Source organism: Streptosporangium sp. NPDC002721, assembly GCF_042888905.1.
Classification (GTDB): domain Bacteria; phylum Actinomycetota; class Actinomycetes; order Streptosporangiales; family Streptosporangiaceae; genus Streptosporangium.
In genome coordinates this window covers 24,585-49,873 of the sequence record NZ_JBIAQI010000038.1, presented here as the reverse complement: position 1 = coordinate 49,873, position 25,289 = coordinate 24,585, and the positions used below count along the sequence as shown (strand labels likewise).

Sequence of the window (25,289 nt, the reverse complement as noted above, 5' to 3'; positions counted from 1 at the left end):
TCAACCCGGTACGACCCGGACGACCCGGACGACCCGGATCGCGACGAGGCGCGGGCAGGCGGGCGTCCCCTGTCCCGTGGTCACGTCGCGTTCGTGGCGAGGATGCCGATCCCGGTCTCGGTGACGTTGACGGCGCCGGCCGACAGCAGGACGTCGATCGTCTCCGGCACGTCCCGGCTGGACAGCACACCCTGCAGGACGACCATGTTCTCGTCGGCCAGCTCCGCCCCGGCCCGCCACGAGCGCCCCGGCATGGCCAGGGTGACCTCCGGCAGGCGGTCGGCGGGGGCGCGGACCGTCAGCAGCACGTTCGCCGGGCCGGTCCAGGCGCCGCGCAGCAGCCGGGCGATCCTCCGGATGACGGCGCGCCTTTCCTCGTCGGCGTAAGCGGCGGGGTTGGCGACGAGCTGGGCGCCGCAGGTGCGGATCGTCTCGATGACGCGCAGGTTGTTCTGCTGGAGCGAGTGCCCGGTCTCCACGACGTCGACCATCACGTCGGCCAGCTCGGGGATCTTGGCCTCGGTGGCGCCGTAGGAGACGACCACCTCGGCGCGCAGCCCGGCGTCCTGGAAGAAGCGGCGGCCGATGTTGGGGTACTCGGTGGCCATGCGGACGCCGTCGCCGAGGTCGGCCACGCTGGTCGCCGGGTGGTCGGCGGGCACGGCGAGGACGAGCCGCCACGGCCTCTCGGTGTTGCGGGAGTAGTCGAACGACTCGACCACCTCGACCTCGGCGCCGGTCTCCTCGACCCAGTCGGCGCCGGTGAGCCCCGCGTCGAAGGAGCCGCTCTGGACGACGAGCGGGATCTCGCGCGGCTTGTAGAACGCGACCCGCACGGTGCCCGCGTACTCGATGGTGCCCCGGTAGGAACGTTCGGAGGACCGTCGCACGTCGAGGCCGGCGGCCGCGAAGAGCTCCAGGGCCCGCCGCTCCAGGGATCCCGTCGGCAGGGCGAGCGAGATCATGCCTCCTCCTTCGCATGTCGGACTGCGTACTGGACCGGGTCCCGGACCGCGTGTCAGACGTGGAGCAGCCGGTCTATGCCGATGATCGGCGGCGTCGCCAGCTCGGCGGGGCGCACCTCGATCTCGCCGACGACGAGGTCGGTGGGCCAGGAGTCGACGATGCTGCCGACGCAGCGGGCGACCGAACGCGTGCTCATCTTGTACGGGTCGTCGTCGCCGTCGAGGTTGGCGATGGCGCCGGGCGAGACGAGGCAGGCGCGCACGCCGTTGCGCCGCTCCTCCAGCAGCAGCGTCTCGACCAGCGCCTTCAGCCCGGCCTTGGTGGCGCTGTAGGCGGCGCCACCCTCGAAGTAGCGGGTGCCGGCGTGGCTGCCCATCGCGACGAAGATCCCGCGGCGGGCCCGCAGCGCCGGCAGCACCGCCTGGAGGAGGTGGAAGCCGGCGCTGAGGTTGATCGCCACCAGGCGTTCCCAGTCGGCCTCGCGCAGGTCGGCGATCGGGTCCAGGACCCGGTCGACGGCGTTGGACACGCAGACGTCCAGCCGCCCCGCCTCGGCCAGGACGCCGGCGACGGCCCGCCTGATCTCCGCGGGCCGGGACACGTCGCAGCGCCGTTCGCCGAGCCAGTCCGCGCCGGCGAGGGAGCGGTTCAGGGAGAACACGCGGAACCCGCGCCCGCGCAGTTCCTCGGCGATGGCCAGGCCGCTGCCCCGGTTGGTACCGGTGATCAGTGCCACCCTGCCGCCGTCCGAGCCGTCATCTGATGACATCGAGGATGCGACTCCACTGGTTGACGATCTCGTCGGCGTCGACGCCGTTGCGGAACAGGTCCTTGTCCAGCGAGGACCCGTCCTCGTGCCGCAGCCGCATGCAGTCCTGGGAGATCTCGGAGATGACGGTGAGGCCGCCCTCGGCGGTGACGCCGAAGATGAGGCACATGTCCCAGACGTCCACGGGGTGCAGCCAGGAGCGCAGCGTCTCGTTGACGGTCAGGGCCTGCTCGCGCATCTCCTCGACGGGCAGCCCGAGGACGCGCAGGTAGTCCTCGCCGATCGGCTGGTCCTCCGGGTCGACCCGGTAGTCGAACTTCACGACCGGGCGCGGCAGCGGCGCGCCGTCCTCGAACAGGCCGGGGTACTTGCGCGTGGTCGACCCGGTGGACCGGTTCTTCACGATGACCTCGAAGGGCGGGGCCGGGCGGTAGTCGGCGAGATAGGTGTCCGGGCCGACCCGCGCACGGAACGCGCACGCCACCCCGGCCGCCTCGATGCGGGCCGCGGCCCTTTCATAGAAAGTCAGCCGCAGCGGCCCGGTGCGTTCCACCATTTCGTCGCGCTGGTAGGTGAAACTACGCAGGCTGGGGACTATCTGCACGAGGCACTGCCCATCGGGCAGCCGCCACAGGCGTTTACTGCGCCCGACAATATCCGGCTGCACCGTTCCGGGTATTTCGGATATCGGAATTCGCCGGCTCGGTCCGTGGTCCACATCGCCTCCATATCGGAGTTCGGCTCGTCCCACCACTTCGACCGTTGCAGTCGTATTACGGCGTTGTAAACCTAGAAAAAAGTTCACCTTGACCCTGATCGGAGCCCGCCGCTACGGTCTCGGAAATTAAGCGCATGATCTTATTCACGAAATCCGGGGAGGGAGAAGATCTTGTCGCAAAATGAGCGAATAGCCCACTCGAAGATCACTCGTAAGTTCCGGTCCGAAGGACGCCAGCTCCTGTTCACGCGGGGAAAGGGGGGTGAGGTCTCGGACGCGAACGGGAAGACGTACATCGACTTCGTCATGGGATACGGGCCGGTGATAATCGGCCACTCGGACGAACTCTTCAATGAAATTCTGTGCGGCTATCTCGGTAACGGCGTGATGATGCCGGGCTACACGACCTTCCACTCCGAGTATCTGGAGCGGCTGCTCGGCGAGCGGACCGGCGACCGGGGCGCGTTCTTCAAGACCGCGTCCGAGGCGGTCACCGCGACCCTGCGGCTGGCCGCGATGCGCAACGGCCGGCTGGGGGTGCTGCGCAGCGGTTACATCGGCTGGCACGACTCCCAGATCGCCAACTCCCTCAAATGGCACGAGCCGTTGCACTCGCCGCTGCGCGGGAAACTGCGCTACACCGAGGCGATGCGCGGCATCGGCGAGACCGAGCCCGCCCTGAACTGGGTGGACCTGCGGCTGGAGTCGCTGGCCGAGATCCTGGAACGATACCGGGACCGGCTGGGCTGTTTCGTCTTCGACGCCTACCTGGCCTCGTTCACCACCCCCGAGGTGCTGCGGCGGGCCGTCGCGATGTGCCGGGAGGCCGGCCTGCTGACCGTCTTCGACGAGACCAAGACCGGCGGCCGCGTCTCACCGCTCGGCTACGACCACGACCACGCCATCGGCTCGGACCTCGTCGTGATCGGCAAGGCGCTGGCCAACGGGGCCCCGCTGAGCCTGGTGGTGGGCGACGCCGAGCTGCTGGCCGACGCCCAGCGGGCCCGGCTCAGCGGCACGTTCTCCAAGGAGATGATCGCCGTGTACGCGGCGTTGGCGACACGCGACATATTGGAAAAGCCCATCGGCGACGCGCCGGACGGCTGGGCCGAGATCGGCCGGATCGGCACGCGGGTGGCGGCCACCCTCACCGCGGCGGCCGAGGACGCCGGCGTGGCGGCCCTGGTGGGGGCCCGTCCCGTCCTCGGCGGCGGGATGTTCGAGCTGGTCTACCACGACGACGCGCTGCTGGGCGACAAGGTCAGGCGTGAGGCGCTGCTCGCCGCGCTCACCGGCGCCGGCATCCTGCTCCTCGAAGGGCACCCGTCGTTCGTCAGCCTGGCCCACCGGGAGATCGACCCGGAGGAGCTTCGTGGCCGGGCGCGCCGCGCCTTCGAGCAGTGGATCGCGACAGGCGCGAAGGTGGAGGCCGGCCGTGACTGACCGCCCGCGCCTGGCCCTGGTCGGCTGCGGCCGGCAGATGCGCCAGAACCTGCTGCCGTTCCTCCAGCGCGTGCGCGGCCACCAGATCGTGGCCTGCGTCGACCCCGACCTGTCCCTGGCCAAGGAGTTGCAGGAGGAGGCCGGGGCCGCGGTCTGCGTCGACTCGATCGACGCGCTCGACCTGGACACCGTGGACGCGGCCGTCATCGCGGTGCCGCCAGAGCCGTCGTACCGGCTCACCCGCCGGCTGGTGGAGGGCGGCGTCAACTGCTTCGTGGAGAAACCGGCCGGGCCCTCGACGCCCGCGTTGCGGGATCTGCACCACGTCGTGGACCGCGGCGGCCGGCACGTCCAGGTGGGCTTCAACTTCCGCTACGCCGAGACGCTGCGGCGGCTGCACGAGCTGAGCCTCGACGCCCGGGCGACCTCGTGCTCGGTGACGATCGACTTCTACAGCCGTCATCCCTCGGCCCCGCAGTGGGGCGTGGACACGACGCTGGAGGCGTGGATCCGGCACAACGGGGTGCACGCCCTGGACCTGGCCCGCTGGTTCACCCCCTCCCCCGCCACCCAGGTGGACGCGCACGTCATCCCGGGCGAGGGCGACCGCTTCCAGGTGAACGTGTTCATCCGGCACCGCGACGGCTCCCTGTCGACGTTGCGGATGGGCAACCACGTCAAGCGGTTCCTCGTGGGCGTCATGGTGCAGGGCATGGACGGCAGCCGCTACAGCGCCCCGTCCCTGGAGCGGGTCACCCTCGACCTGGCCGACGGCCTGCCGCTGGGCCAGGAGCTGCACGGCACGAAGAACCTCGACCACGGCTGGGGCCGGAGCGGCTTCGGGCCGGAGCTGGAGGCGTTCGTGGCGTCCTGCCGCGACGGCGCCCCCCGCCCGGAGGACACGCCGTCGGTCGCCGACGCGCTCGCCGCCTCCGTGCTGGCCGACCGGGTGATGGAGGAGATCGGCCGGGCCGGCGGGGACGGTCCGGGACAGCTGACGGACGCGGTCCACGCCTCCGCGTAGGCCGGCCGGTGACCACGGAGGGGGGCTCATGGGCCAGACGCGACCGGCGGGCCGGGCCGGCGGGACACGGCCGGTCGCGTCACCGGCCGTGTTCGGGTGGGTCGCCGCCCGGCTGCGCGTGCACCGGCCGCTGCTGCTTGTGTTCACCGTGGCGGCGGTGGCGGCGAACGTCTGCACGACGCTGGTGCCGGTCCAGATCGGCACGGCGTTCGCCGAGGCGACCGGCGGGCGTACCGACCTCGGCGTGCTCGCCGCCGCGGCGGTCGCCACCGCGCTGCTGGCGGCCGGCCGCTTCGCCGCCGACCTTTTGTCGCACGGTTCGATGGAGGTCGTCGCCCAGCGGGTCAAACGCGACGTGCGCGACGAGCTGTATCGCAGCCTGCTCGCCAAGCGCATGTCGTTCCACGACCAGCAGCGCGTCGGCGACATCATGGCCCGCGCCATCAACGACGCGCGGCTCGTCGACTACATGTTCAGCCCGGGTGTCGCCACCGCGTTCAACGCGCTGCTGGCCCTGGGGGTCCCGATCGTGTTCATCGCCTCGATGGACGCCCGGCTCCTGCTCGCCCCCGGCGCGCTGGTCGTGGTGTTCGCGATCGCGCTGCGCCGGCACCTGCGGCGGCTGCAGCCGCTCACGATGCGCATCCGGGAGACGTTCGCCGACCTGAACGAGCGCTTCTCCACCACCCTGACCGGCATCGCCACCGTGAAGGCGGCCACCCAGGAGGAGCACGAGCGGCTCGCGTTCCGGCGGGCCGCCGCCACCTACCGGGACGCCTTCGTGCGGCGCGGCCGGGCACAGGCCGTCTACCTGCCCGCGCTCAGCTTCGCCGTCGCGATGGCCGTCGGCGCCCTGCACTCGCTGTACCTGTACGGCCAGGGCGAGCTGGCGCTCGCGCAGGTCGTCACCTACCTGGGCTGGCTGGTGTCGCTGGCGCAGCCGGTCACCCTCTCGGAGCAGGCCGTGCCGGTCGTGCAGGAGGGGCTGGCCGCCGCCGCCCGGATGCGGCAGATCATCGACGGGCCCGGCGACCTGGAGGAGACCACCGGCGTCACGACGGCCGTCGAGGGCGCGATCACCTTCGACCGGGTGACCCTGCGCCACGACGGCGAGGACATCCTGAGCGAGGTGTCCTTCCACCTGCCCGCCGGGCGCACGCTGGCCGTCGTCGGCCCGACCGGCAGCGGCAAGAGCATGCTGCTGAAGCTCGTCGGCCGCATGTACGACGCCGACGAGGGCCGGGTGCTGATCGACGGCCGGGACGTGCGCGAGTGGGAGCCGGGCGCGCTGCGCCGCCAGATCGGCCACGTGGATCAGGAGATCTTCCTGTTCTCCAAGAGCGTGCTGGACAACATCGCCTTCGGCGCGTCGGCCGGGACCGCCGCCGACGAGGACGTCATGCGGGTGGCCAAGCTGGCCTGCGCCGACGAGTTCGTCCAGGCGATGGAGCACGGCTACGCCACCGTGCTGAACGAGGGGGGCACGACGCTGTCCGGCGGCCAGCGCCAGCGGCTCGCCATCGCCCGGGCACTGCTCACCGACCCGCGCGTCCTCACCCTGGACGACGCGACCAGCGCGATCGACGCGAGCACGGAGGCGACCGTCACCGAGGCGATCGAGCGGGCGACCGCCGGCCGCACCACCGTGCTGGTCTCGCACCGGCCGGGCCAGATCCGGCGCGCCGACCTCATCCTGCTGCTGGACGCCGGGCGCGTCGTCGACCTCGGCGGGCACGACGAGCTGATGGCGCGCTGCGCGCTCTACCGGGAGATCTACAGTGACTGACCTGTTCGCGGGGCTGCACGCCGACTCGTACGACCGCGTGTACGGCAACCGCCGCCTCCTGGGCCGCATCCTGGCCTACCTGCGCGCCCGGCGCGGCACGATGCTGGGCTGCGCCGTCCTCGTCGTGGGGTCGGCCCTGCTCACCGCCTCGGTGCCCGTCGTCATCGCGCGGCTGATCGACGAGGTCGGCGGCGGGGCCGGGCTGGGCCTGTGGCTGTGCCTGTTCGTCGTCGCCGCCGCGGTGCTGGCGTGGGTGATGAACTGGGCGCGCCAGGCCGTCACCGCCCGGCTGGTCGGCGACATGGTCTACCGGCTGCAGTGCGAGGCCGCCGACGCCGCGCTGGACAAGGACGTCGCCTTCCACGACGACAACTCCGTCGGGCGGGTGCTCAGCCGGGTCACCGGTGACACTGAGGGCTTCGGCTCGGTGATGACGCTCACCCTGAACCTGCTCAGCCAGTCGCTGCTGGTGCTGCTGCTCGGCGGCGTGGTGTTCTGGACCGATCCGAGCCTGGGGCTGATCATCCTGGCCGCGCTGCCGTTCCTGCTGGGCACGGCGCTCGCCTTCCGCCGGATCGCCCGCACCGCGGCGACCGCCACCCGGCGGGTGATGGCCAGGGTGAACGCCAACGTGCACGAATCGATGATGGGCATCGCCGTCGCCAAGAGCTTCGGCCGCGAGCGGACCGTCTACGACGACTTCGACGACGTCAACCGGCTGTCGTACCGGGTGTACGTGCGCCAGGGGCTCATCTACGCGGTCATCCTGCCGGTGCTGACCCTGCTGGCGGGGCTGGCCACGGCCGTCGTGCTCTACCAGGGCGGGCGCTTCGCGACGCTCGGCCGGCTCTCGCCCGGCGAGTGGTACTTCGCGCTGCAGGCGCTCGGCATGCTGTGGCAGCCGGTCACCCAGGCGGCGGCGTTCTGGAGCCTGTTCCAGCAGGGGCTCGCCGCCGCGGAACGGGTGTTCGCGCTGATCGACGACCGCGCGTCCGCCGTCGGGCGGGGGCGGGAGCCGGTGGCCCGCCTGGACGGTGAGATCGAGGCGCGCGGCCTGCGTTTCGGCTACGGCGCGGACGCCCCCGTCTTCGACGGCCTGGACCTGCGGATCGCCGCGCGCGAGACGGTGGCGATCGTCGGCCGCACCGGGGGCGGCAAGTCCACCCTCGCCAAGATCATCGCCCGCGCGTACGACTTCCAGGGCGGCGAGCTGCTCGTCGACGGCCGTGACGTCCGCGCGCTCGACCTCACGGCCTACCGGCGGCGTGTCGGCGTCGTCCCGCAGCACCCGTTCGTGTTCGCCGGCACGCTCGCCGAGAACATCGCCTACGGCCTTCCCGGGGCCGGCCCGGCCGACGTCGAGCGCGCCATCGACCGGATCGGGCGCCGGGTGTGGACGCGCAGCATGCCGATGTCCCCGCACGACCGGCTCGCCGACGGCGGCCGGGGGGTGTCGGTCGGGCAGCGGCAGCTCATCGCGGTGGCGCGGATGTTCGTGCGCGAGCCCGACATCGTGCTCCTGGACGAGCCGACCGCCAGCGTCGACCCCCTGACCGAGCGGGGCATCCAGAACGCGCTGACGCGGCTGTTCGCGGGCCGGACCGTCCTGGTCATCGCGCACCGGCTGTCGACCATCCGGCGGGCCGACCGGATCCTCGTCCTCGACGGGGGCGGGATCGCCGAGGAGGGCCCCTTCGACGAGCTGCTGTGCCGCGACGGGCCGTTCGCCGCCCTGTACGCCACGTACTACGCCCACCAGGAGACGGCGTGAGCGGCCCCGCGGCGGGCCCGCCGCCGCGACGGTGCGCGCCACACCCGCGGGAGACGGCGTGAGCGGCCCCGCGGCGGGCCCGCCGCCGCGACGGTGCGCGCCGCATCCGCGGGAGTTCGACACGATCCAGCGGGAGGCCGCGGCCGAGGGCGTGCGCTGCGTGGTGGGCGCCGTCCTGGTCAACCGGCGCGGCGAGGCGTTCCTGCAGCGCCGCGCCCCGCACGTCCGGCTCTTCCCCGGCTGCTGGGACATCGTCGGCGGGCACGTGGAGGCCGGTGAGACGCTGTGCGCGGCGCTGGCCCGCGAGATCGCCGAGGAGACCGGCTGGCACCTCGACCGGGTCGGCGACCTGGTCAAGGTGTTCGACTGGGAGGGCGGCGACGGCACCCTCCGGCGCGAGATCGACGTGCTCGCCACCGTCACCGGGGACCTGGAACGGCCCCGCATCGAACACGACAAGTTCGTCGAGGCCGGCTGGCTGGACGCGGCCCGGCTGCGCGCCCTGGCGGCCGGCGGCGCCGAGAGCGGCATGATCGACGTCGCCCTGCGCGCCCTCGCCATGCGCTCCCCCTGGGGGGACGCCCCGCCCACCTGGAGACGCTGACCGCATGATCTCGCTCGCGCTGCCCAAGGGGTCCGCTCTGGAGCGGCCGGTTCTGGGCCTTCTCACCGCCGCCGGGATCGGCGTGCGCCGGGCCTCGGGCCGCAGCTACCGGGCGAGTGTCGACTACGGCGGCCCGATCCAGGTCGTCTTCCTCAAGCCGCGGGAGATCCCGCCGGCCCTGGAGAAGGGCGCCTTCGACTTCGGGGTCGCCGGCACCGACTGGATCGAGGAGACCGGCGCCAAGGTCGAGATCGTGGAGCCGGTGGCGGCGGGCGAGCCGTGGCGCCTGGTGCTGGCCGTACCGGACGGCGGTCCCGGCGGCCTGCCCCCGGGCGCCCGCGTGGCCACCGAGTTCCCCGACATCGGCCGGCAGTACCTGCGCGGCCGGGGGCTGGCGGCCGAGGTGGTGCACTCCTACGGCGCCAGCCAGGCCAAGATCCCCGAGCTCGCGGACGCCGTCATCGAGGTGCTCGAACCGGGCGTGTCCCTCCCGCCTGGCCTGCGAGTCCTCGACACGGTGCGCACCTGCGCGCCGCGGCTCGTCGCCGGGCCGCACGCCTGGCGAGACGCCCGCAAGCGCGCCCGGATCCAGCGGGTGGCCCGGCTGCTGGACTCGGTACGGGCGGGGGCGGCGCACGTGCTGCTGACGGTGCGCACGTCGGCGCGCGAGCTGCCGCGCGTCGCGCCGGCGCTGCCCCCGCGGTCCTGGCGCGTCGGCGACGTGCGCGAGGACGGCCTGGTGGTGGTGCAGGGGCTGGCCGCGCGGCACGGGGTGGCCGAGACCATCGACGGCATCCTCGCCGCGGGCGCGGCCGACGTCGTGGCGTCCCCGGTCGGCCGGGTCGCGACCCGTCAGCCGGCCCCTCCGTCGCAGAAGCCCACCGGCCGCGAGGCCGACCAGGCTGTGACCCACCAGCCGGCCCCTCCGCCGCGAGAGCCCACCGGCCGTGAGGCCGTCCGGGTTGTGACCCACCAGCCGGACTCCCCGCCGCGGGAACCCACCGGCCGGGGTGTGAATCCATCAGCGCCCCTCCGTCGCGAGAGCCCACCGGCCGTGAGGCCGTCCGGGTTGTGACCCACCAGCCGGGCCCCCGCCACGGGAGCCCTTCGGCCCTGAGGAGCGTGCCGCCCGTGGAACGCCGAATGATCGTCTGCGACCTGGACGGCACGCTGCTCGACTCGCGCGGCGAGCTGTCCGAACGCACCCGCGCGGCCGTGCGCCGCGTCCGGGCGGCCGGTCACGTGTTCGTCATCGCGACGGCGCGGCCCGTCCGCGACACCCGGCACGTGGCCGCGGCCCTGGACGGCGCGACCGGCGCGACCGGCGCGACCGGCACGACCATCGCGGTCTGCGGCAACGGCTCCGTCGTCTACGACTTCACCCGGGACGAGGTGGTCGACCACCACCCGCTCGCCGAGGCGGACGTGGCGACGGCGCTGACGGCGCTGCGCGAGCGCTTCCCCGGCATCCGGCTGGGCGCCGAGTGCCACCTGGAGCTGTGGCTGGAGGACGCCTTCGAGCTGTCCCCCGCGCTCGCCGGCGACGCCCGGCGGGTGCCGAGGCTGGAGGAGGCCATCGACCGGCACGGCGTCGGCAAGATCATGGTCCAGCTGGACGGGGCGGCCCGCCAGTACTACGAGAGCGTGGGCGTGCTGCTCCCCGGGTGCGAGGTCACCGTGTCGGCGGACGTGTTCTGCGAGGTGACGCGCTCCGGGGTGACGAAGGCGGCCGCCCTGGAGGCGATGGCCGTCCGGCTCGGCTTCGACCGCGCGGGCGTGATCGCCTTCGGTGACATGCCCAACGACCTGCCCATGCTGACCTGGTCGGGGACGGCGGTCGCGGTCGCCAACGCCCATCCGGCGGTGCTCGCGGCGGCCCGCGAGACGACCGCGTCCAACGACGACGACGGCGTCGCCGTATGGCTGGAGCACTTATCAGAGAAGCATTGACACTTGTCTGATGAGTACGCATTCTGATTGAAGTTCCGGCTTGGGAGGTGCGTCATGACCCGCCTGTTCACCCGGTTGTCGACCGTTGTCTGCCTTCTGTTCACACTCGTCGCCTGCGGAAGCTCGCAGGACGCCGCCCGGAAGGCGGGGGCGGACGGGCCCGCGGCCACCGGCTCCGACCTGCGCGTGGGCGTCGCCTACAGCCGGGGCGGGCGCGGCGACAAGTCCTTCAACGACTCCGCCGGGGCGGGCGTCGACCAGGCCAGGGCCAAGCTGGGCGTCGGGGTCAAGGAGCTGAGCCCGAACGCGGCCGGCTCCGACCTGGAGGAGATCCTGCGCCTCCTGGCCGAGACGGGCCACAACCCCGTCCTGGCCGTCGGCTTCTTCTACGCCCAGCCGCTCGCGAAGGTCGCGCCCGCGTACCCGAAGACGCACTTCGTCATCATCGACGACGCGACGGTGAAGCTGCCCAACGTCACCAACGTGGTGTTCCGCGAGGAGCAGGCCAGCTACCTGGTCGGGGCCGCGGCGGCGCTGAAGTCCGCCACCGGGCGGATCGGCTTCGTCGGCGGCGTGCAGACGCCGCCCCAGGAGAAGTTCCTGGCCGGATACGCCGCCGGCGCCCGCGCGATCGACCCGAAGATCCGGCTGTCGAGCGTCTTCATGACGCAGCCGCCCGACTTCAGCGGGTTCTCCTCCCCCGACAAGGCGCGGGAGGCGGCCCGCGGTATGTACGACAGCGGCGCCGACGTCGTCTACCACGCGGCCGGCGCGTCGGGGCTCGGCGTCTTCCAGGCGGCCAAGGCGGCGCGCAAGTGGGCCATCGGCGTCGACGTCGACCAGCGCCGCACCGTCGGCCAGGACCTGTCCGGCGTGATCCTCACCAGCGCCACCAAGCAGATCGACGTCGCGGTGCGCAGCGTCATCGAGGAGGAGGCCGCGGGCAAGGCCGTCTACGGGGTGCGCGAGTTCGGGCTCGACGAGGACGGCGTCGGCTACGCCACCACCGGCGAGGACCTCGCCGACATCCGGCCCCGGCTGGACGAGATCAGGAAGCGGATCATCGCGGGCGAGATCGACGTGCCGGTCGTGCCATGACGCGTCCCGAGACGACCTCCGGCGCTCCCCTGGTCGAGCTGCGCCACATCACCAAGCGCTACCCCGGCGTCACCGCCAACCGCGACATGAACCTCCTGGTGCGGCCGGGCCAGGTGCACGCCGTGGTGGGCGAGAACGGCGCCGGCAAGTCGACCCTCATGCGCGTCCTGTACGGCGAGGAGCGGCCCGACTCCGGCGACCTGCTGGTCGACGGCGTCCCCGTGCGGTTCCGTTCGCCCGCCGACGCCATCGCGGCCGGCATCGGCATGGTGCACCAGCACTTCCTGCTCGCCGAGAACCTGACCGTGCTGGAGAACGTGGTCCTGGGCGCCGAGACCTCGCGCATGGGGTTGCTCGACCGCCGCGCGAGCGCCCGCGCCCTGCGCGACCTCGGCGAGCGCTACGGCCTCGCCGTCGATCCCGGCGCCCGGATCGAGCACCTGGGCCTGGGCGAGCGGCAGCGGGTGGAGATCCTCAAGGCCCTGTACCGGGGCGCGCGCGTCCTGATCCTCGACGAGCCCACCACGGTGCTCGCGCCCGGCGAGGTGACGCGCCTGTTCGCCAGCCTCGCCGAGCTGCGCGCGCGGGGCCTGGCCGTGCTGTTCATCTCGCACAAGCTCGACGAGGTGCTCAGCGTCTCCGACCACATCACCGTCATCCGCGCGGGCACCGCCGTGGGCGAGTTCGCCACCGGCGACGCCGACCCGGGCGTGCTCACCCGGCTCATCGCCGGTGGCGACCTGCCGCCCGCCACGCGGAGCCGGCGCACCGGGAACGGTCCCGTCGTGCTGCGCCTGGACGGCCTGCGCACCGACGCCGTCCAGGGGGCCGCCCTGGAGCTGTCCAGGGGCGAGATCCTGGGCATCGCCGGCGTGCAGGGCAACGGGCAGTCCGAGCTGATCGAGGCGCTGGTGGGCACCCGCGAGATCACGGCCGGCACCGTGCACATCGGCGGCCGCGACGTCACCCGGCTGGGTGTGCGCCGGCGCCGCCGGCTCGGGCTGGCGTGCATCCCGGAGGACCGCCACCGTCACGCGCTGGCGCTGCCCGCCACGCTGTGGGAGAACGTCATGCTGGGCAGCGAGGACCTGCGCCGCCGCAGCCGGTGGCGCCTGGACCGCGCGGCCGCCCGCGAGACGGCCGGGGAGATCGGCGCCCGCCTCGGCATCGGCGCGCCCTCCCCCGACGTCCCCGCCGCCGCGCTGTCCGGCGGCAACCAGCAGAAACTCGTGGTCGGCCGGGCGCTGCGCGGCCGTCCGGAGGTGCTGCTGGCCGCCCACCCCACCCTCGGCGTGGACGTCGGCGCCCAGGCCGTCATCTGGGGTCTGCTGCGCGACGCCCGCGACGCGGGCCTGGCCGTCCTGCTGGTCAGCGCCGACCTCGACGAGGTGCTCGCCCTGAGCGACCGCGTACAGGTCATGCTGCGCGGCCGGCTGACGCCCGCCCTGCCGTCCGGCGAGCTCACCCCGGCGCGCCTGGTCCGGCTGATGACGGGGACGCGGTGAACACGGTGAACACGGTGAACACGGCGAGAGCCCGGATCCGGGCGGTGGCGCGCGCGCTCGCCGCGCCGGCGCTCGCGCTGCTGCTGGCACTCGCCGTGGCCACGGCGCTGCTGGCCGCGGCGGGCGCCTCGCCGGGCAGGACGTACCTGACGATGCTGGAGTTCGGCGTGCGGCCGGACTCGGTCGTCTCGGCCGTCAACCGGTCGGTCGTCTACTTCCTCGCCGGTCTCGCGGTCGCCGTCACGTTCCGCATGAACCTGTTCAACATCGGTGTGGAGGGCCAGTACCGCCTCGCCGCGCTGCTCGCCGCGGCCGCCGGTGCGGGCCTGGACCTGCCGGCGCCCCTGCACGTGGCCGTCATGTGCGCGGTCGCCGTGCTCGCCGGGGCCGCGTGGGCCGCGCTGGCCGCGCTGCTCAAGGTGTGGCGCGGCGTCTCGGAGGTGCTGTCGACGCTGCTGCTGAACTACGTCGCCACCGCGGTCGTGGCGTACCTGCTGGCCGAGGTGTTCGCCGCGGGCAGCACGACGGGGTCGACCGCCGAGCTGCCGCCCTCGGCCCACGTGCCCGACCTGAACGGCCTGCTCGCCCTGATCGGGGTGACGCTCCCCGGCGGCGCGGGCCTCGGCGGGGCCGTGCTCGGCGCCGTCGTCCTGGGCGTGGCCGTGCACCTGCTGCTCACCCGGACGCTGTTCGGGCACGACCTGCGGATGGGCGGGCTGAACGCCGCGGCGACCCGCGTCCACGGCGTCGACCCGCGCCGCATGACCGTCGTGACGATGCTCGTCTCGGGCGGGATCGCCGGGCTGGCCGGGCTGCCCCACCTGCTGGGCACCGCCCACCACTTCGGCCTGGACTTCCCGGCCGGGGCGGGCTTCACCGGCATCGCGGTGGCCCTCCTCGGCCGCAACACCCCGCTCGGCATCGCGCTGGCCGCCCTGCTCTTCGGCTTCCTGGAGCGGTCGGCGCTCATCCTCGACATCGAGGGCGTGCCCAAGGAGATCGTCACGATCATGCAGGGCGTCATCGTGATCAGTGTCGTGGTCGCGCACGAGGTGGTGCGCCGCGCCGGGCGCCGGCGCGCCGCGCGGCTGGTGCGCGAGCGGGCCGAGCCGGACACCGCGCCGGCCCCGGCACCGGGACGGGTCCCGTGAACGCGACGGCGCGGCGGCTGCTGCTAATCGCCCTCCTCGTGCTGCCGGCGGTGGCGGGCGTCCGCGTCCTCACCGGCGAGGCGCTCACCGGCTCCGGCGTGGTCGGCGCCGCGCTCCGCCTCGCGGTGCCGATCGGGCTGGCCGGCCTGAGCGGGCTGTGGAGCGAGCGCGCGGGCGTCGCCAACCTCGGCATCGAGGGCATGATGATCATCGGTACGGTGTGCGGGGCCTGGGCCGGCCACTTCCACGGCGTCTGGGCGGGCGTGCTGGCCGGAGTCCTGGGCGGCGCCGCCGCCGGCCTGCTGCACGCCGTCGTCACCGTCACCTTCGGCGTCGACCAGGTGGTGTGCGGCATCGCGGTCAACATCCTGGCGGCGGGGGTGGCGCGCTTCCTGTGCGTCGTCGTGTTCACCGGCCTGCCCGGCGCCGGGGCGACCCAGTCGCCGCCCGTCACCGGCGAGGTCGGCACCGTCAGCGTGCCGCTGCTGGCGGGCGGCGCGGGCACCGCCGACCTGCTGGGCGACCTGGAGCGCGGCGGCGTCTTCCTCCTCGCGGACGCCGCCGGCCTGCTGCGGGGGCTGCTGCACGAGGTGTCGTGGCTCACCGTGGCCGCCGTCGTGCTCGTCCCGGTCAGCGTCGTCGTGCTGTGGCACACCGCGTTCGGGCTGCGGCTGCGCTCGGCCGGGGAGCACCCGGCCGCGGCCGACTCGCTCGGCGTGCCGGTCCAGCGCATGCGCTACTGCGGCGTGCTGGTCTCCGGCGGGCTGGCCGGTCTCGCCGGGGCCTACCTCGTCACCGTCTCCTCGGGCCTCTACCAGGAGGGCCAGACCGGTGGGCGCGGCTTCATCGGGCTCGCCGCCATGATCTTCGGCAACTGGCGGCCGGTCGGCACGGCGGGCGGGGCGCTGCTGTTCGGCTACGCCGACGCCGTGCAGCTGCGCCAGGCGAGCGCCGTGCACACCCTGCTGCTGCTGGGCGCGATACTCGCGTGGACGGCGGCGATCGCCCTCGCGCGGCGGCGGCCCCGCCTGGCGGCCGGCACGGCCCTGCTCGGCGCCGCCGCCTTCGTGATCTTCGAGAGCACCGGCTCGGTGCCCACCCAGCTCATCTACGCCACGCCGTACCTGACCACGTTGCTGGTGCTGGCCACGGTCGCCCAACGGCTGCGCATGCCCGCCTACGTCGGCCTGCCCTACCGGCGGGGAGGTGTGTGACCGTGGCGCACGTGCGGCGGACCCGGCTGCTGGCCTACCTGGACCGCTGGTCCGCCTCGCCCGGACAGCACGTGACCGTGCACGCGAGCGGGCCCGCCGGGGCCGGGGAGGTCGAGCTGACCGACCTGGTGAGCCAGGCCGTGCTCGGCCCGGCGACGCCGGTCACCGTCGAGCCGCGGCGCATCCGCACCGGCTCCCACCTGGAGGCCGCGGGCGTCCCCGCGCCCGCCCGCGGCAGCGTCGCGGTGTGGCTGCGCCCGCACATGCGCCGCGACGGACACGAGAACGGGCGCCGGGACGGGCGCGAAGACGGACACGAAAACGGGCGCCGGGACGGGCGCGAAGACGGACACGAAAACGGGCACGGAGACGGGCACGGAGACGGGCACGGAGACGGGCACGGAGACGGGCACGGAGACGGGTGCCGGGACGCCGGTGCGCGCCAGGTCGTGGCGGAGCTGGACACCGGTGGCTGGCGGCTGCTGGTCACCCTGGACGAGACCGGGCGCCCCGAGGCCGCCGTCGAGACGCGGTCCGGCTCCCTGCGCGTGCGGTCCGGCCCGGCCCTCCCTCACGGGTCGTGGTCCCTGCTGGTGGCCGCCTGGGCGGCGGAGCCGTCCGGCACCCGGCTGCGCCTGGCCGTCCGGGGCGGCGCGCACGACGACGCCGTCGCGCACGGGGCGGACCTGCCGCTGCCCCCGGCGGCCGCGACCCTGCGCCTCGGCGCGGGCGCGGATCACTCCGGCCTGTACGCAGGGCGCCTGGCGCTGCCCCTGCTGGCCGGGACCGAGCTCACCCCCGGCGACTGCGACACCCTGACGGGCCTGACCACCGGCCCGGCCCTGGTCCGGCACCTGGGCGCGAGCCTCGTCGCCCTGTGGGACCCGGCCGCCGATCCGGGCGCCCCCGCCGTCCCGGACGTCAGCGGCGACGGCCGCCACGCCCGCGCCGTCAACCGGCCGCTCGCCGGGCTCGCCGGCCCCGGCGGGGACGGCACCCGCACCGCCCTGCAGCTCAGCCCCGAGGACCTGGACGACGCCCGCTGGCCGCGGACGTGCGCGGTGACCGTGCCCGCCGGGACCGGCTCGACCGTGCTCGGCGTGCGGGTGCGCGCCGGCGGCGACTCGTACGTCGTCCCGCTCGTCGTACGCCCGGAGAGCCCGAACAGCCCTGACACCCCTGACAGCCCTGACAGCCCTGCGGGCCCGGCGCGCCCGGTCGCGGTCGTCCTGCCGACGTTCACCTACCTGGCCTACGCCAACCACCGCCAGTCCAGCGAGGCCGAGTACTTCGGCGACTACTCGACGGTGACCGACCGGCGCATCGAGCTGTCCGGCACCGACGCCTACCTCAACGAGCACCGCGAGCTCGGCCTGTCCCTCTACGACCAGCGGAGCGAGGGTGGTCCCGTCTACCACTCCTCCGGGCGGCGCCCGGTGCTCAACCACACGCCCGGCTACCGGTGGTGGATGACCGGGGCGCCCCGGCACTTCGCCGCCGACCTGTTGCTGCTGCGCTGGCTGCGCGCCGAGGGCTTCGCCTTCGACGTCCTCACCGACGAGGACGTGCACGCGGGCGGGGCCGCCCTGCTGGCGCGCTACCGCGTCGTGCTGACCGGCAGCCACCCCGAGTACGTCAGCGCGCCCGAACGCGAGGCCGTCGCGGCGTACGTGTCCGGCGGCGGGCGGCTCATGTACCTGGGCGGCAACGGCTTCTACTGGGTGACCGGCGTCGACCCGCGCCACCCGCACGCGATCGAGGTACGCCGCGGCCGCACCGGCGCCTGGTGGGACAACGAGCCCGGCGAGGACGTCCTCACCTCCACCGGGGAGCTCGGCGGGCTGTGGCGCGAGCGCGGCCTGCCGCCCCAGGAACTGCTCGGCGTCGGCTTCGCCGCCCAGGGCTGGGGCCCGGCGCCCGGCTTCACCCGCCTGCCCGGCAGCTACCGCGCCGAGGCGGCCTGGGTGTTCGCCGGGATCTCCGAACCGGTCGTCGGCCGCCACGGGCTCGCCCTCGGCGGCGCCGCCGGGGACGAGATCGACCGCGCCGACCCCGGCCTCGGCACCCCGCCCGGCACCCTGCTGCTCGCCACGTCCGCGGGCGGGCACAGCGGCCACTACCAGAACGCGCCGGAGGAGGATCACCTCGGCGCCGACGCCGTACGCGCCGACATGACGCTGCGCCTGACCCCGGCGGGCGGCGCCGTCTTCGCCGCCGGGTCCGTCAACTGGGTGGCCAGCCTCGCCTGCTGTGACGGCGACGTCCGGCGCGTCACACGAAACGTCCTGTCCCGGTTCCTTTCCCCGAAACCCCACGAGGAGTGACGTGACCGTCATCAGGACCAAGGCCCACACCTACCCCCATCCCCGTACCTCGGGCGAGCTCACCGAGGAGCACCTGAGCATGCCCGTCGCGGCGCTCACGGCGATCGCGCGGCACCCGGTGACCGTGTATCCGGACACCGCCGCCCTCTACCACCGGCTGGCCCGCGAGATGGCCGACGAGCTGCGCGAGAACAACCTGCGCGGCGAGCCCACCCGCTGGATCCTGCCCGTCGGCCCCAAGGCGCACTATCCGCTGCTGGCGCGCATCTGCAACCAGGAGCGCATCAGCTGGGCCGACGTGCACGCCTTCCACATGGACGAGTTCCTCGACCGGCAGGGCCGCCCCGTCGATCCGTCGCACCCGTTCAGCTTCCGCGGCTACTGCGACCGCAACCTCTACGGGCTGCTGGACCCCGGGCTGCGCCCGCACCCGGCCAACGTCGTCTACCCGGACGTCCTCGACCCCGACGCCTACGGTGCCCGCCTGCGCGAGGTCGGCGGGGCCGACACGTGCTTCGCGGGCTTCGGCTACCGGGGGCACCTGGCCTTCAACGAGCCGCCCGCGACCCGCTGGCACCAGTACAGCGTCGAGGAGTTCGCCGCCTCCACCACGCGGGTCGTCACCCTGCTCGACGACACGCTCGTGGCCCTCTCACACCGCCTGACCGGCGGTTACACCCAGGCCATCCCCCCGATGGCCATCACGCTGGGCATGGCGGAGATCCTCTCGGCCCGGCGGCTGCACCTCATCACCGACGGCGGCGCCTGGAAGCGCTACATCGTCCGCGTGCTGCTGCTGACGACCGAACCGGAGGTGCTGCTCCCGGTCACGCTGGCGCACCGCCACCCCGACGTGCGCGTCTCGGTGGACGCCGACAGCATCGCCCCGTGCGCGCTGGGGCTGGGTGCGTGACCGTGCTCGCGCTCGGCGCCTACACCCTGGACCTCTACATGTTCGGCGGTCACCTGCCGGCGGCCGGCGAGAGCGTCAACGCCGCCGAGTACGCCACCGCGCACGGCGGCAAGGCGGCGAACGTGGCGGTCGCGGCGGCCCGGCTCGGCGCGCCCGCGCGTTTCGCCGGCTGCCTGGGCGACGACGCCGACGGGCGGGCGGCGCTGGCGGCGCTGCGGGCCGACGGCGTCGAGGTGGGCGACTGCGCGATCGCCGGGGGTGTGGCCACCGGGCGCAGCTTCGTCTACGTCGACGGCGAGGGACGGCAGATCGTGATGACCTGGCCGGGGGCGGCCGACCTGCTGGCCCCGGCGCGGGCGGCCGCCGCCGCCGCGCGCCTGCCGGCCGGGTCGGTGCTCGTCCTGCAGGGCGAGATCCCGGTGGCGACCTCGTGCGCGGCGGCGGCCGCCGTCCCGTCCGGGGTCCGCGTCCTGGTCAATCCCAGCCCGGCTCCGGCGTTCCTCGGTGCCGGTGGGGCGGACCTGCTGGGCCGGGCCGACGTGGTGGTGCTCAACGAGGGAGAGCTGAGCCTGCTGACCGGCGGCCCCGCCACGGGCTCGCCGGAGTCGCCGGAGTCGCTGCGCCCCCGTACGAGAGGGGGCGCCGTGGTCGTCACCCTGGGCGCGCGGGGGGCCGGGGTGAGCGACGATCACGGCACTATGCTGGTCGGCGCACCCCGCGTGGACGCTGTCGACACGACCGGAGCGGGCGACGCCTTCACCGGCGCGCTCGCCGCCGCCCTGCGCGCAGGCGTGAGCCTGGCGGCCGGGGTCAGACTCGCCTGCCGGGTGGCCGCCGTCTCGGTCACGCGACGTTTCTGCGCTCCCAGCTACCCGTCCGCCGGAGAGCTCGGCCTCGCCCCTCTCCACGGTCCCCCGGCGCAGGAGATATCCGCATGACACCACGACCGCACACCCTGGCCGTCAGGATCCGCGACCGGCTCCGCCTCCTCATCGTCGAGCAGGGCCTGCGCCCGGGCGACAAGCTGCCGTCGGAGAACGAGCTGATGAGCCTGTTCGACGCGGGCCGCACCAGCATCCGCGAGGCGTTCAAGCTCCTGGAGCAGGAGGGCGTCATCCAGGCGCGCCACGGCGACGGCCGCTACCTCACCGCGCAGCCGAGCCTGGACCGCCCGCTGACCCGCCTGGAGGGCGTGACGGAGATGCTCGCCAGCCGCGGATTCACCGCCGACGACACCGTCCTGGACGTCGCGTCGGCCGAACCGGACCGCCACCAGCGCGAGGTGCTGCGGCTGGCGCCCGGCGAGACGATCGTGCGCCTGGAGCGGCTGCGCCGCCACCGGGACGACGCGCTGCTCTACTCGATCGACCTGTTCCCGCGCCGGCTCGTCCCGCTCCCGATGGACGAGGTCGACTGGTCCGGGTCGCTGTTCCAGCTCCTCACCGAGCACGGCCACACGATCGCGTACGCGGTCACCCAGGTCCGTGCCGTCACCCTCGACGCGGCGCAGGCCGAGCGCGTCGGCGGCACCGAGGCCGGCGGCGCGTGGCTGCTGCTCATCCAGACCCACCATGACAGCGCGGGGCGTCCCCTGCTGTTCTCGCAGGACTACCACCGCGGCACCGACTTCTCCTTCCACCTGGTGAGGCGCCGTGACTGACTCCCCCGCGACCGGCGCTTTGAACAGCGCGCGCCGCCGCCACGTCCTGTTCGACCACGACGGCGCGCCCGACGACCTGCTGTCGCTCCTGCTGCTGACCCGGTACGAGAACGTCGACCTGCGCGGTGTCGCCGTCACCCCTGCCGACTGCCTGCCCGAGCCCGGCCTGTCGGCCACCCGCAAGATCCTCGCCCTGATGGGCCTGGACGTACCGACGGCGCTGGGCGTGCTGCCCGGCCGCAACCCCTTCCCGCTCGCCTGGCGGATCGACGCCCTGCGGGCGGACGCGCTGCCCGTGCTCAACCAGCCCGGCCACGCCGTCCCCTCCGGGGACGCGCCCCCGGCGCACGAGCAGCTCGCCGCCTGGCTGGCGCGGGCACCCGGACCGGTCACCGTGCTGGCCACCGGCCCGCTGACCAACATCGCCTGGTGCCTGGAGCACCACCCCGGGCTCGCGGCGCGCATCGAGGAGATCGTGTTCATGGGCGGCGCCCTGGACGTCGCGGGCAACGTCCACCAGCCCGGCCACGACGGCACCGGCGAGTGGAACGTCTACTGGGACCCCGACGCCGTCAGGCGCGTGTTCGACTCCGACGTGCCGATCACCATGTTCCCGCTGGACGTGACCAACCGGGTGCCGGTGACCGCCGACTTCGTCGAGACCTTCGGCCGCACGTACGGCGAGCACGTGAGCGACCTGGCCGGGTCGCTGCTGGCGCTCACCTTCGGCACGCTGGAGACGACCGGGCTGCCCTACTGCTGCTGGGACAGCCTCACCACGTCCTATCTCGCCGACCAGGACATCTGCACCTTCGAGACGGTGCGCTGCGACGTCGTGACCCGCAGCGAGAGCCAGGGACGAATCGTGCGAAGTGCCGGTGGACGCGCGGTCCGCTGCGCCCGGTCGGTCGACCCGGACCGGTTCTACCGGCACTTCCTCACCACTCTCGCCCCGCGCGGGCGATGAGCTCAACCACAGAAAGGATCATGCGATGAGCACGAGCACGATGAATGCGAGCGAGCGGATCGCCGCGTCATCTCCTGCCGGCCGCCGCCGGATCCTGTCCGTCTTCTGGCTGGCCGAGGACGAGATCTCCTTCTACGGGCTGCCGCTGATGCTCCGCCGGGTACCGCACGTGGTCAGGGCGAGGGTCGGCCGAAGCGTGACAGAGGCCGGCCAGGCGCTCGGCGGAGGGGACTTCGACGTGGTGGTGCTGCCGGTCGCGACGGTGCCCCAGGTGGTGGCGGCCGCCGGTACGCCTCGTGGCCGGACCAGGGTGCTGGCGCTGATGCGGACCGAAGAGGCGCGCCACCTGTCCTCCCTGGCCGGCGACCACGGTGTCGACGGCTGCCTGCTGTGGGACGTGGTCAACGTCGCCGGACTGTCCGACGCCTTCGCGCACCTGCTCAGCAGCGATCCGCCCACTCCGCCGGCCGTGCCCGCCGTGCCCGCCCCGCCGGTCGTACCGCTGTCCAGGAACGCCGGGAGCGGCGGGAGCGGCGGTGGCGAGCTGACCGAACGGCTGACCGAACGCGAGCACACGGCGCTGACCCTGCTGCTACGCGGGATGAGCAACAACCAGATCGCCCGTGCCATGGGCATCTCGATCCACGGCGTCAAACGGCACGTCTCGAACCTGCTCGTGAAGTTCGACTGCTCCAACCGGACGGAGGTGGCACTGGTCGCGCAGCGGCTGGGGCTCAGCTCCGCCACCGGTGTCCCCCGCGTCAGCCCGGCGGTCAGGTGAAGGGCACCGCCCTTCCCGAATTCGCATATTGCCCGCACCCCGAAGTGACCGAAGAGAAGTGGAGCGACAATGGACGTCCCCCCCATGGAACTCAGTGGTCGCGTTCCCATCGTGCGCGCCGACGAGCTCGACGCCGACATGGAGAAGGCGGCGGAGGCCATCAGGGCCCAACTGACCGACTGGGGCTTCATGGCCGCCGAGGTCCCCGGCATCGGCGCGCGCGTCCGCACCATGATGGAGGAGTTCGCGTCGGCGTGCCGGTCGCCGGAACCGCGGCTGGCCGACTACGCGCAGTCGTCGGTGCCCCAGCTGTCCGTCGGCGGCACGCACGGGTTCTTCCCCTACAACTCCGAGATCCCGCGCCTGGCCAACGGCGTGCCCGACCCCAAGGAGTTCATCCACGTCAGCGGGGCGCTGCTGGCCGACCAGCCGCCCGGTGCCGGTGACGTCCTGCGCGCCTTCCCGGCGTTCGGGGCGGCCGCGGGCGGCGTGTTCGACACCGCGTTCCGGCTCATCTCCCTGTTCGGCGAGGTCGTCCGCGGCATGATGCCGCCCGGCACCCCCGAGCTGGACCTGTCGCGCGAGGCCACGAACCTGCGGGTGATCCGCTACCGGGACGTGGGCGACCGCGAGGTGCTGGCGCACGAGCACTCGGGCATCCAGATGCTCGGGCTGCAGCTGCCGCCCTCCGACCAGGGGCTGCAGTACGTCCTGCACGACGGCACCTGGGTGGAGCCGGTGATCGCCGGCACGGACGTGGTCCTGTGCAACATCGGCCGGATGCTGACGAGCGCCTCCAACGACCGCTTCCGGCCCTCGACGCACCGGGTGCACACCAAGCCCATGCCGGCCGGCTACGAACGCCTGTCGTCGGTGCTGTTCGCCTACCCGCCGCACAAGGCACCCCAGTGGAAGATGATCGACGGTGAGGTGACGATGCTCGACGCGACCTGGGGCGACTTCATCGACAACCGGTTCAAGGGCCTGGGCGACCAGAAGCCCGCGTCCTGACGGACAGGGGACCTCCCGGCTCGGGGGCGGATGCCGCGGTGCCGGGAGGCCCTCCCGGCACCGCGACGTTCACCGCTTCCTGCCCCGCCCCCCGGACAGGGCCACGGCCACCACGCCATCCACCGCGTCCGGCCACCGAGCCCGACACAGACACCCGTAAGATCACCGGTCTACGGGCAATTCTGACGGAAGTCTTACGGCTTGCCGTCGCGGTTGGCCCAACATCGTCACGGCTGCTCGAATGGCGGGGTGACCGATTCACGAGATGAAGCAGAGAGCGGCCCGCCCATCGCGCGGCGGGTGATGCTCTCGACGCTCGCCGCCGGTGCCGCCGGCCTGGTGGCCGCGCCCTACCTGCAGGACGGCTGGGAGAAGGCCCTCGGGGCCGCCTCCCAGAACGACCTCGGCGGGCTGACCGGGCTCCTGCCCGATCCGGGCGGCTTCCGCTACTTCAGCGTCGCGGGCTCGGTGCCACGAAAGGACCGGACGAGCTACCGGCTGACGATCGACGGCCTCGTCGACCGCCCCGCGACGTACACGCTGGACGCCCTGCGCGCGTTGCCGCAGACCCGGGTCGTCGGTGACGTGGAGTGCACCGACGGCTGGCGGGTCCCGGGCACGCCCTTCGAGGGGGTGTCCCTCTCGCACCTCCTGGACGTGGCCGGCGTGCGGCCGGAGGCCGGAGCCGTCCGGTTCACCTGCTTCGACGGCGTGTACAGCGAGAGCCTCACGCTCGCGCAGGCCCGCCGTCCCGACATGCTGGTGGCCCTGAGAATGCAGGACAAGCCGCTCTCCCACCCCCGGGGCGGGCCCGTCCGGCTCTACGCCGCGCCGATGTACTTCTACAAATCACCCAAATGGCTCTCCGGGATCTCCGTGACCGACAAGGTCGTTCCCGGCTACTGGGAGGAGTACGGCTATGACGTCGACGGCTGGCTCGACGGAGCCGACCGCTCCGTCTGAGCGCTCCGGGCGCGTGCCGCGCTTCACCCGCGCCGAGCGGCTGGTCCACCGCGCCACGGCCGGGCTCACGCTGCTGTGCGCGGGGGCGGCGGCCTGCCTGTACTTCTCGCCGCTGGCCCAGCTGGTCGGCCGCCGCCACCTGGTGGCCACCGTCCACGAGTGGTCGGGGATCCTGCTGCCGGTGCCGTTCCTGCTCGGCCTCGCCTCGTCCGCGTTCCGCGCCGACCTTCGCAGGCTGAACCGGCTGGCGAGGTACGACGGGGAGTGGCTGCGCGCGGCCCTCAGGGGCTGGACCTCACCCGACCGGCGGCCCGCCGGCAAGTTCAACGCCGGTCAGAAGATCTACGCGGGGTGGCTGGCCGGAGCCGTGCCGATCATGATGTTCACCGGCCTGCTGATGTGGTTCGGCGGGCTCCTGCCGGTGATCTCCCGGACGAGCGCCATCTTCGTGCACGACGTGACGGCCCTGGCGGTCGCCCTCGTGGTGCTCGGGCACATCCGGATGGCGTACCGGGATCCGCAGGCGCGGCGGGGAATGCGCACCGGGTACGTGGAACCGGCCTGGGCGAGAAGGCACCACTCCCGGTGGGTGACCCACCGGGGCGGGTCGCGGACCGTACCGCCGGGATCGCCGGAACCGTGAGGCCGGGCTCCCGCCTCCTGGGGCGGCC

General features: G+C 73.6%; 23 protein-coding genes. 20 read left to right on the top strand and 3 right to left on the bottom strand.

Going from position 1 to position 25,289, the window contains the following annotated elements:
* Positions 1-80: 80 nt before the first annotated feature.
* The 3 genes from hisG (ACFYWM_RS39240) to ACFYWM_RS39230 are packed head-to-tail and all read right to left on the bottom strand — an operon-like array spanning position 81 to position 2,402.
* Positions 81-965, bottom strand: coding sequence for an ATP phosphoribosyltransferase (gene hisG, locus ACFYWM_RS39240; RefSeq protein ID WP_389925174.1), 885 nt, complete (start codon positions 963-965; stop codon positions 81-83).
* A 53-nt stretch (positions 966-1,018) separates the two neighbouring features.
* A complete protein-coding gene (locus ACFYWM_RS39235; RefSeq protein ID WP_389925173.1) occupies positions 1,019-1,735 on the bottom strand; it encodes an SDR family oxidoreductase in 717 nt (238 codons plus the stop codon).
* Positions 1,722-2,402 (bottom strand): phosphoribosylaminoimidazolesuccinocarboxamide synthase, encoded by a 681-nt coding sequence (locus ACFYWM_RS39230; protein ID WP_389925170.1) that lies wholly within the window; start codon positions 2,400-2,402, stop codon positions 1,722-1,724. Before ACFYWM_RS39230 ends, ACFYWM_RS39235 begins: the two co-directional genes overlap by 14 nt.
* 222 nt (positions 2,403-2,624) lie before the next feature.
* Here ACFYWM_RS39230 and ACFYWM_RS39225 point away from each other — a divergent pair, with 222 nt between their 5' ends.
* The 20 genes from ACFYWM_RS39225 (at position 2,625) to ACFYWM_RS39130 (ending at position 25,261) form a co-directional block, all read left to right on the top strand.
* Positions 2,625-3,896 (top strand): aminotransferase class III-fold pyridoxal phosphate-dependent enzyme, encoded by a 1,272-nt coding sequence (locus tag ACFYWM_RS39225; protein ID WP_389925168.1) that lies wholly within the window; start codon positions 2,625-2,627, stop codon positions 3,894-3,896.
* Complete coding sequence (locus ACFYWM_RS39220) at positions 3,889-4,920, top strand: Gfo/Idh/MocA family protein (protein WP_389925166.1); 1,032 nt, start codon at positions 3,889-3,891, stop codon at positions 4,918-4,920. Before ACFYWM_RS39225 ends, ACFYWM_RS39220 begins: the two co-directional genes overlap by 8 nt.
* Before the next feature lie 28 nt (positions 4,921-4,948).
* Entirely contained in the window at positions 4,949-6,706 is a 1,758-nt protein-coding gene (locus ACFYWM_RS39215) for an ABC transporter ATP-binding protein (RefSeq protein ID WP_389925163.1), read from the top strand.
* The gene (locus ACFYWM_RS39210; RefSeq protein WP_389925160.1) at positions 6,699-8,477 is read left to right on the top strand and encodes an ABC transporter ATP-binding protein; all 1,779 of its coding nucleotides are present in this window, start codon (positions 6,699-6,701) and stop codon (positions 8,475-8,477) included. The genes ACFYWM_RS39215 and ACFYWM_RS39210 overlap by 8 nt, the downstream gene beginning before the upstream one ends.
* A 58-nt stretch (positions 8,478-8,535) precedes the next feature.
* Positions 8,536-9,081, top strand: a complete 546-nt coding sequence (locus ACFYWM_RS39205; RefSeq protein ID WP_389925157.1) for an NUDIX hydrolase — start codon at positions 8,536-8,538, stop codon at positions 9,079-9,081.
* Between the two features lie 4 nt (positions 9,082-9,085).
* Positions 9,086-10,156, top strand: a complete 1,071-nt coding sequence (gene hisG / locus ACFYWM_RS39200) for an ATP phosphoribosyltransferase (protein WP_389925154.1) — start codon at positions 9,086-9,088, stop codon at positions 10,154-10,156.
* Between the two features lie 56 nt (positions 10,157-10,212).
* Entirely contained in the window at positions 10,213-11,031 is an 819-nt protein-coding gene (locus ACFYWM_RS39195; protein ID WP_389925151.1) for an HAD family hydrolase, read from the top strand.
* Positions 11,032-11,085: 54 nt separating this feature from the next.
* A complete protein-coding gene (locus tag ACFYWM_RS39190) occupies positions 11,086-12,129 on the top strand; it encodes a BMP family protein (protein WP_389925149.1) in 1,044 nt (347 codons plus the stop codon).
* On the top strand, positions 12,126-13,634 hold the full coding sequence (locus ACFYWM_RS39185) for an ABC transporter ATP-binding protein (RefSeq protein ID WP_389925146.1): 1,509 nt from the start codon (positions 12,126-12,128) through the stop codon (positions 13,632-13,634). Before ACFYWM_RS39190 ends, ACFYWM_RS39185 begins: the two co-directional genes overlap by 4 nt.
* 14 nt (positions 13,635-13,648) lie before the next feature.
* Positions 13,649-14,785, top strand: coding sequence for an ABC transporter permease (locus ACFYWM_RS39180; protein WP_389925143.1), 1,137 nt, complete (start codon positions 13,649-13,651; stop codon positions 14,783-14,785).
* The gene (locus tag ACFYWM_RS39175; RefSeq protein ID WP_389925140.1) at positions 14,782-15,999 is read left to right on the top strand and encodes an ABC transporter permease; all 1,218 of its coding nucleotides are present in this window, start codon (positions 14,782-14,784) and stop codon (positions 15,997-15,999) included. The genes ACFYWM_RS39180 and ACFYWM_RS39175 overlap by 4 nt, the downstream gene beginning before the upstream one ends.
* Positions 15,996-18,323, top strand: a complete 2,328-nt coding sequence (locus ACFYWM_RS39170; RefSeq protein WP_389925137.1) for a N,N-dimethylformamidase beta subunit family domain-containing protein — start codon at positions 15,996-15,998, stop codon at positions 18,321-18,323. The genes ACFYWM_RS39175 and ACFYWM_RS39170 overlap by 4 nt, the downstream gene beginning before the upstream one ends.
* Before the next feature lies 1 nt (position 18,324).
* A complete protein-coding gene (locus tag ACFYWM_RS39165; RefSeq protein ID WP_389925134.1) occupies positions 18,325-19,236 on the top strand; it encodes a 6-phosphogluconolactonase in 912 nt (303 codons plus the stop codon).
* Entirely contained in the window at positions 19,212-20,174 is a 963-nt protein-coding gene (locus ACFYWM_RS39160) for a PfkB family carbohydrate kinase (protein ID WP_389925131.1), read from the top strand. The genes ACFYWM_RS39165 and ACFYWM_RS39160 overlap by 25 nt, the downstream gene beginning before the upstream one ends.
* Positions 20,171-20,896, top strand: a complete 726-nt coding sequence (locus tag ACFYWM_RS39155; RefSeq protein WP_389925128.1) for a GntR family transcriptional regulator — start codon at positions 20,171-20,173, stop codon at positions 20,894-20,896. Before ACFYWM_RS39160 ends, ACFYWM_RS39155 begins: the two co-directional genes overlap by 4 nt.
* Complete coding sequence (locus ACFYWM_RS39150; RefSeq protein ID WP_389925125.1) at positions 20,889-21,863, top strand: nucleoside hydrolase; 975 nt, start codon at positions 20,889-20,891, stop codon at positions 21,861-21,863. Before ACFYWM_RS39155 ends, ACFYWM_RS39150 begins: the two co-directional genes overlap by 8 nt.
* A 25-nt stretch (positions 21,864-21,888) precedes the next feature.
* Entirely contained in the window at positions 21,889-22,644 is a 756-nt protein-coding gene (locus ACFYWM_RS39145; RefSeq protein WP_389925123.1) for a response regulator transcription factor, read from the top strand.
* 69 nt (positions 22,645-22,713) lie between these two features.
* Complete coding sequence (locus ACFYWM_RS39140; protein WP_389925121.1) at positions 22,714-23,655, top strand: 2OG-Fe(II) oxygenase family protein; 942 nt, start codon at positions 22,714-22,716, stop codon at positions 23,653-23,655.
* A 249-nt stretch (positions 23,656-23,904) separates the two neighbouring features.
* On the top strand, positions 23,905-24,618 hold the full coding sequence (locus ACFYWM_RS39135) for a molybdopterin-dependent oxidoreductase (protein ID WP_389925118.1): 714 nt from the start codon (positions 23,905-23,907) through the stop codon (positions 24,616-24,618).
* Entirely contained in the window at positions 24,575-25,261 is a 687-nt protein-coding gene (locus ACFYWM_RS39130; protein ID WP_389925115.1) for a cytochrome b/b6 domain-containing protein, read from the top strand. The genes ACFYWM_RS39135 and ACFYWM_RS39130 overlap by 44 nt, the downstream gene beginning before the upstream one ends.
* Positions 25,262-25,289 lie beyond the last annotated feature (28 nt).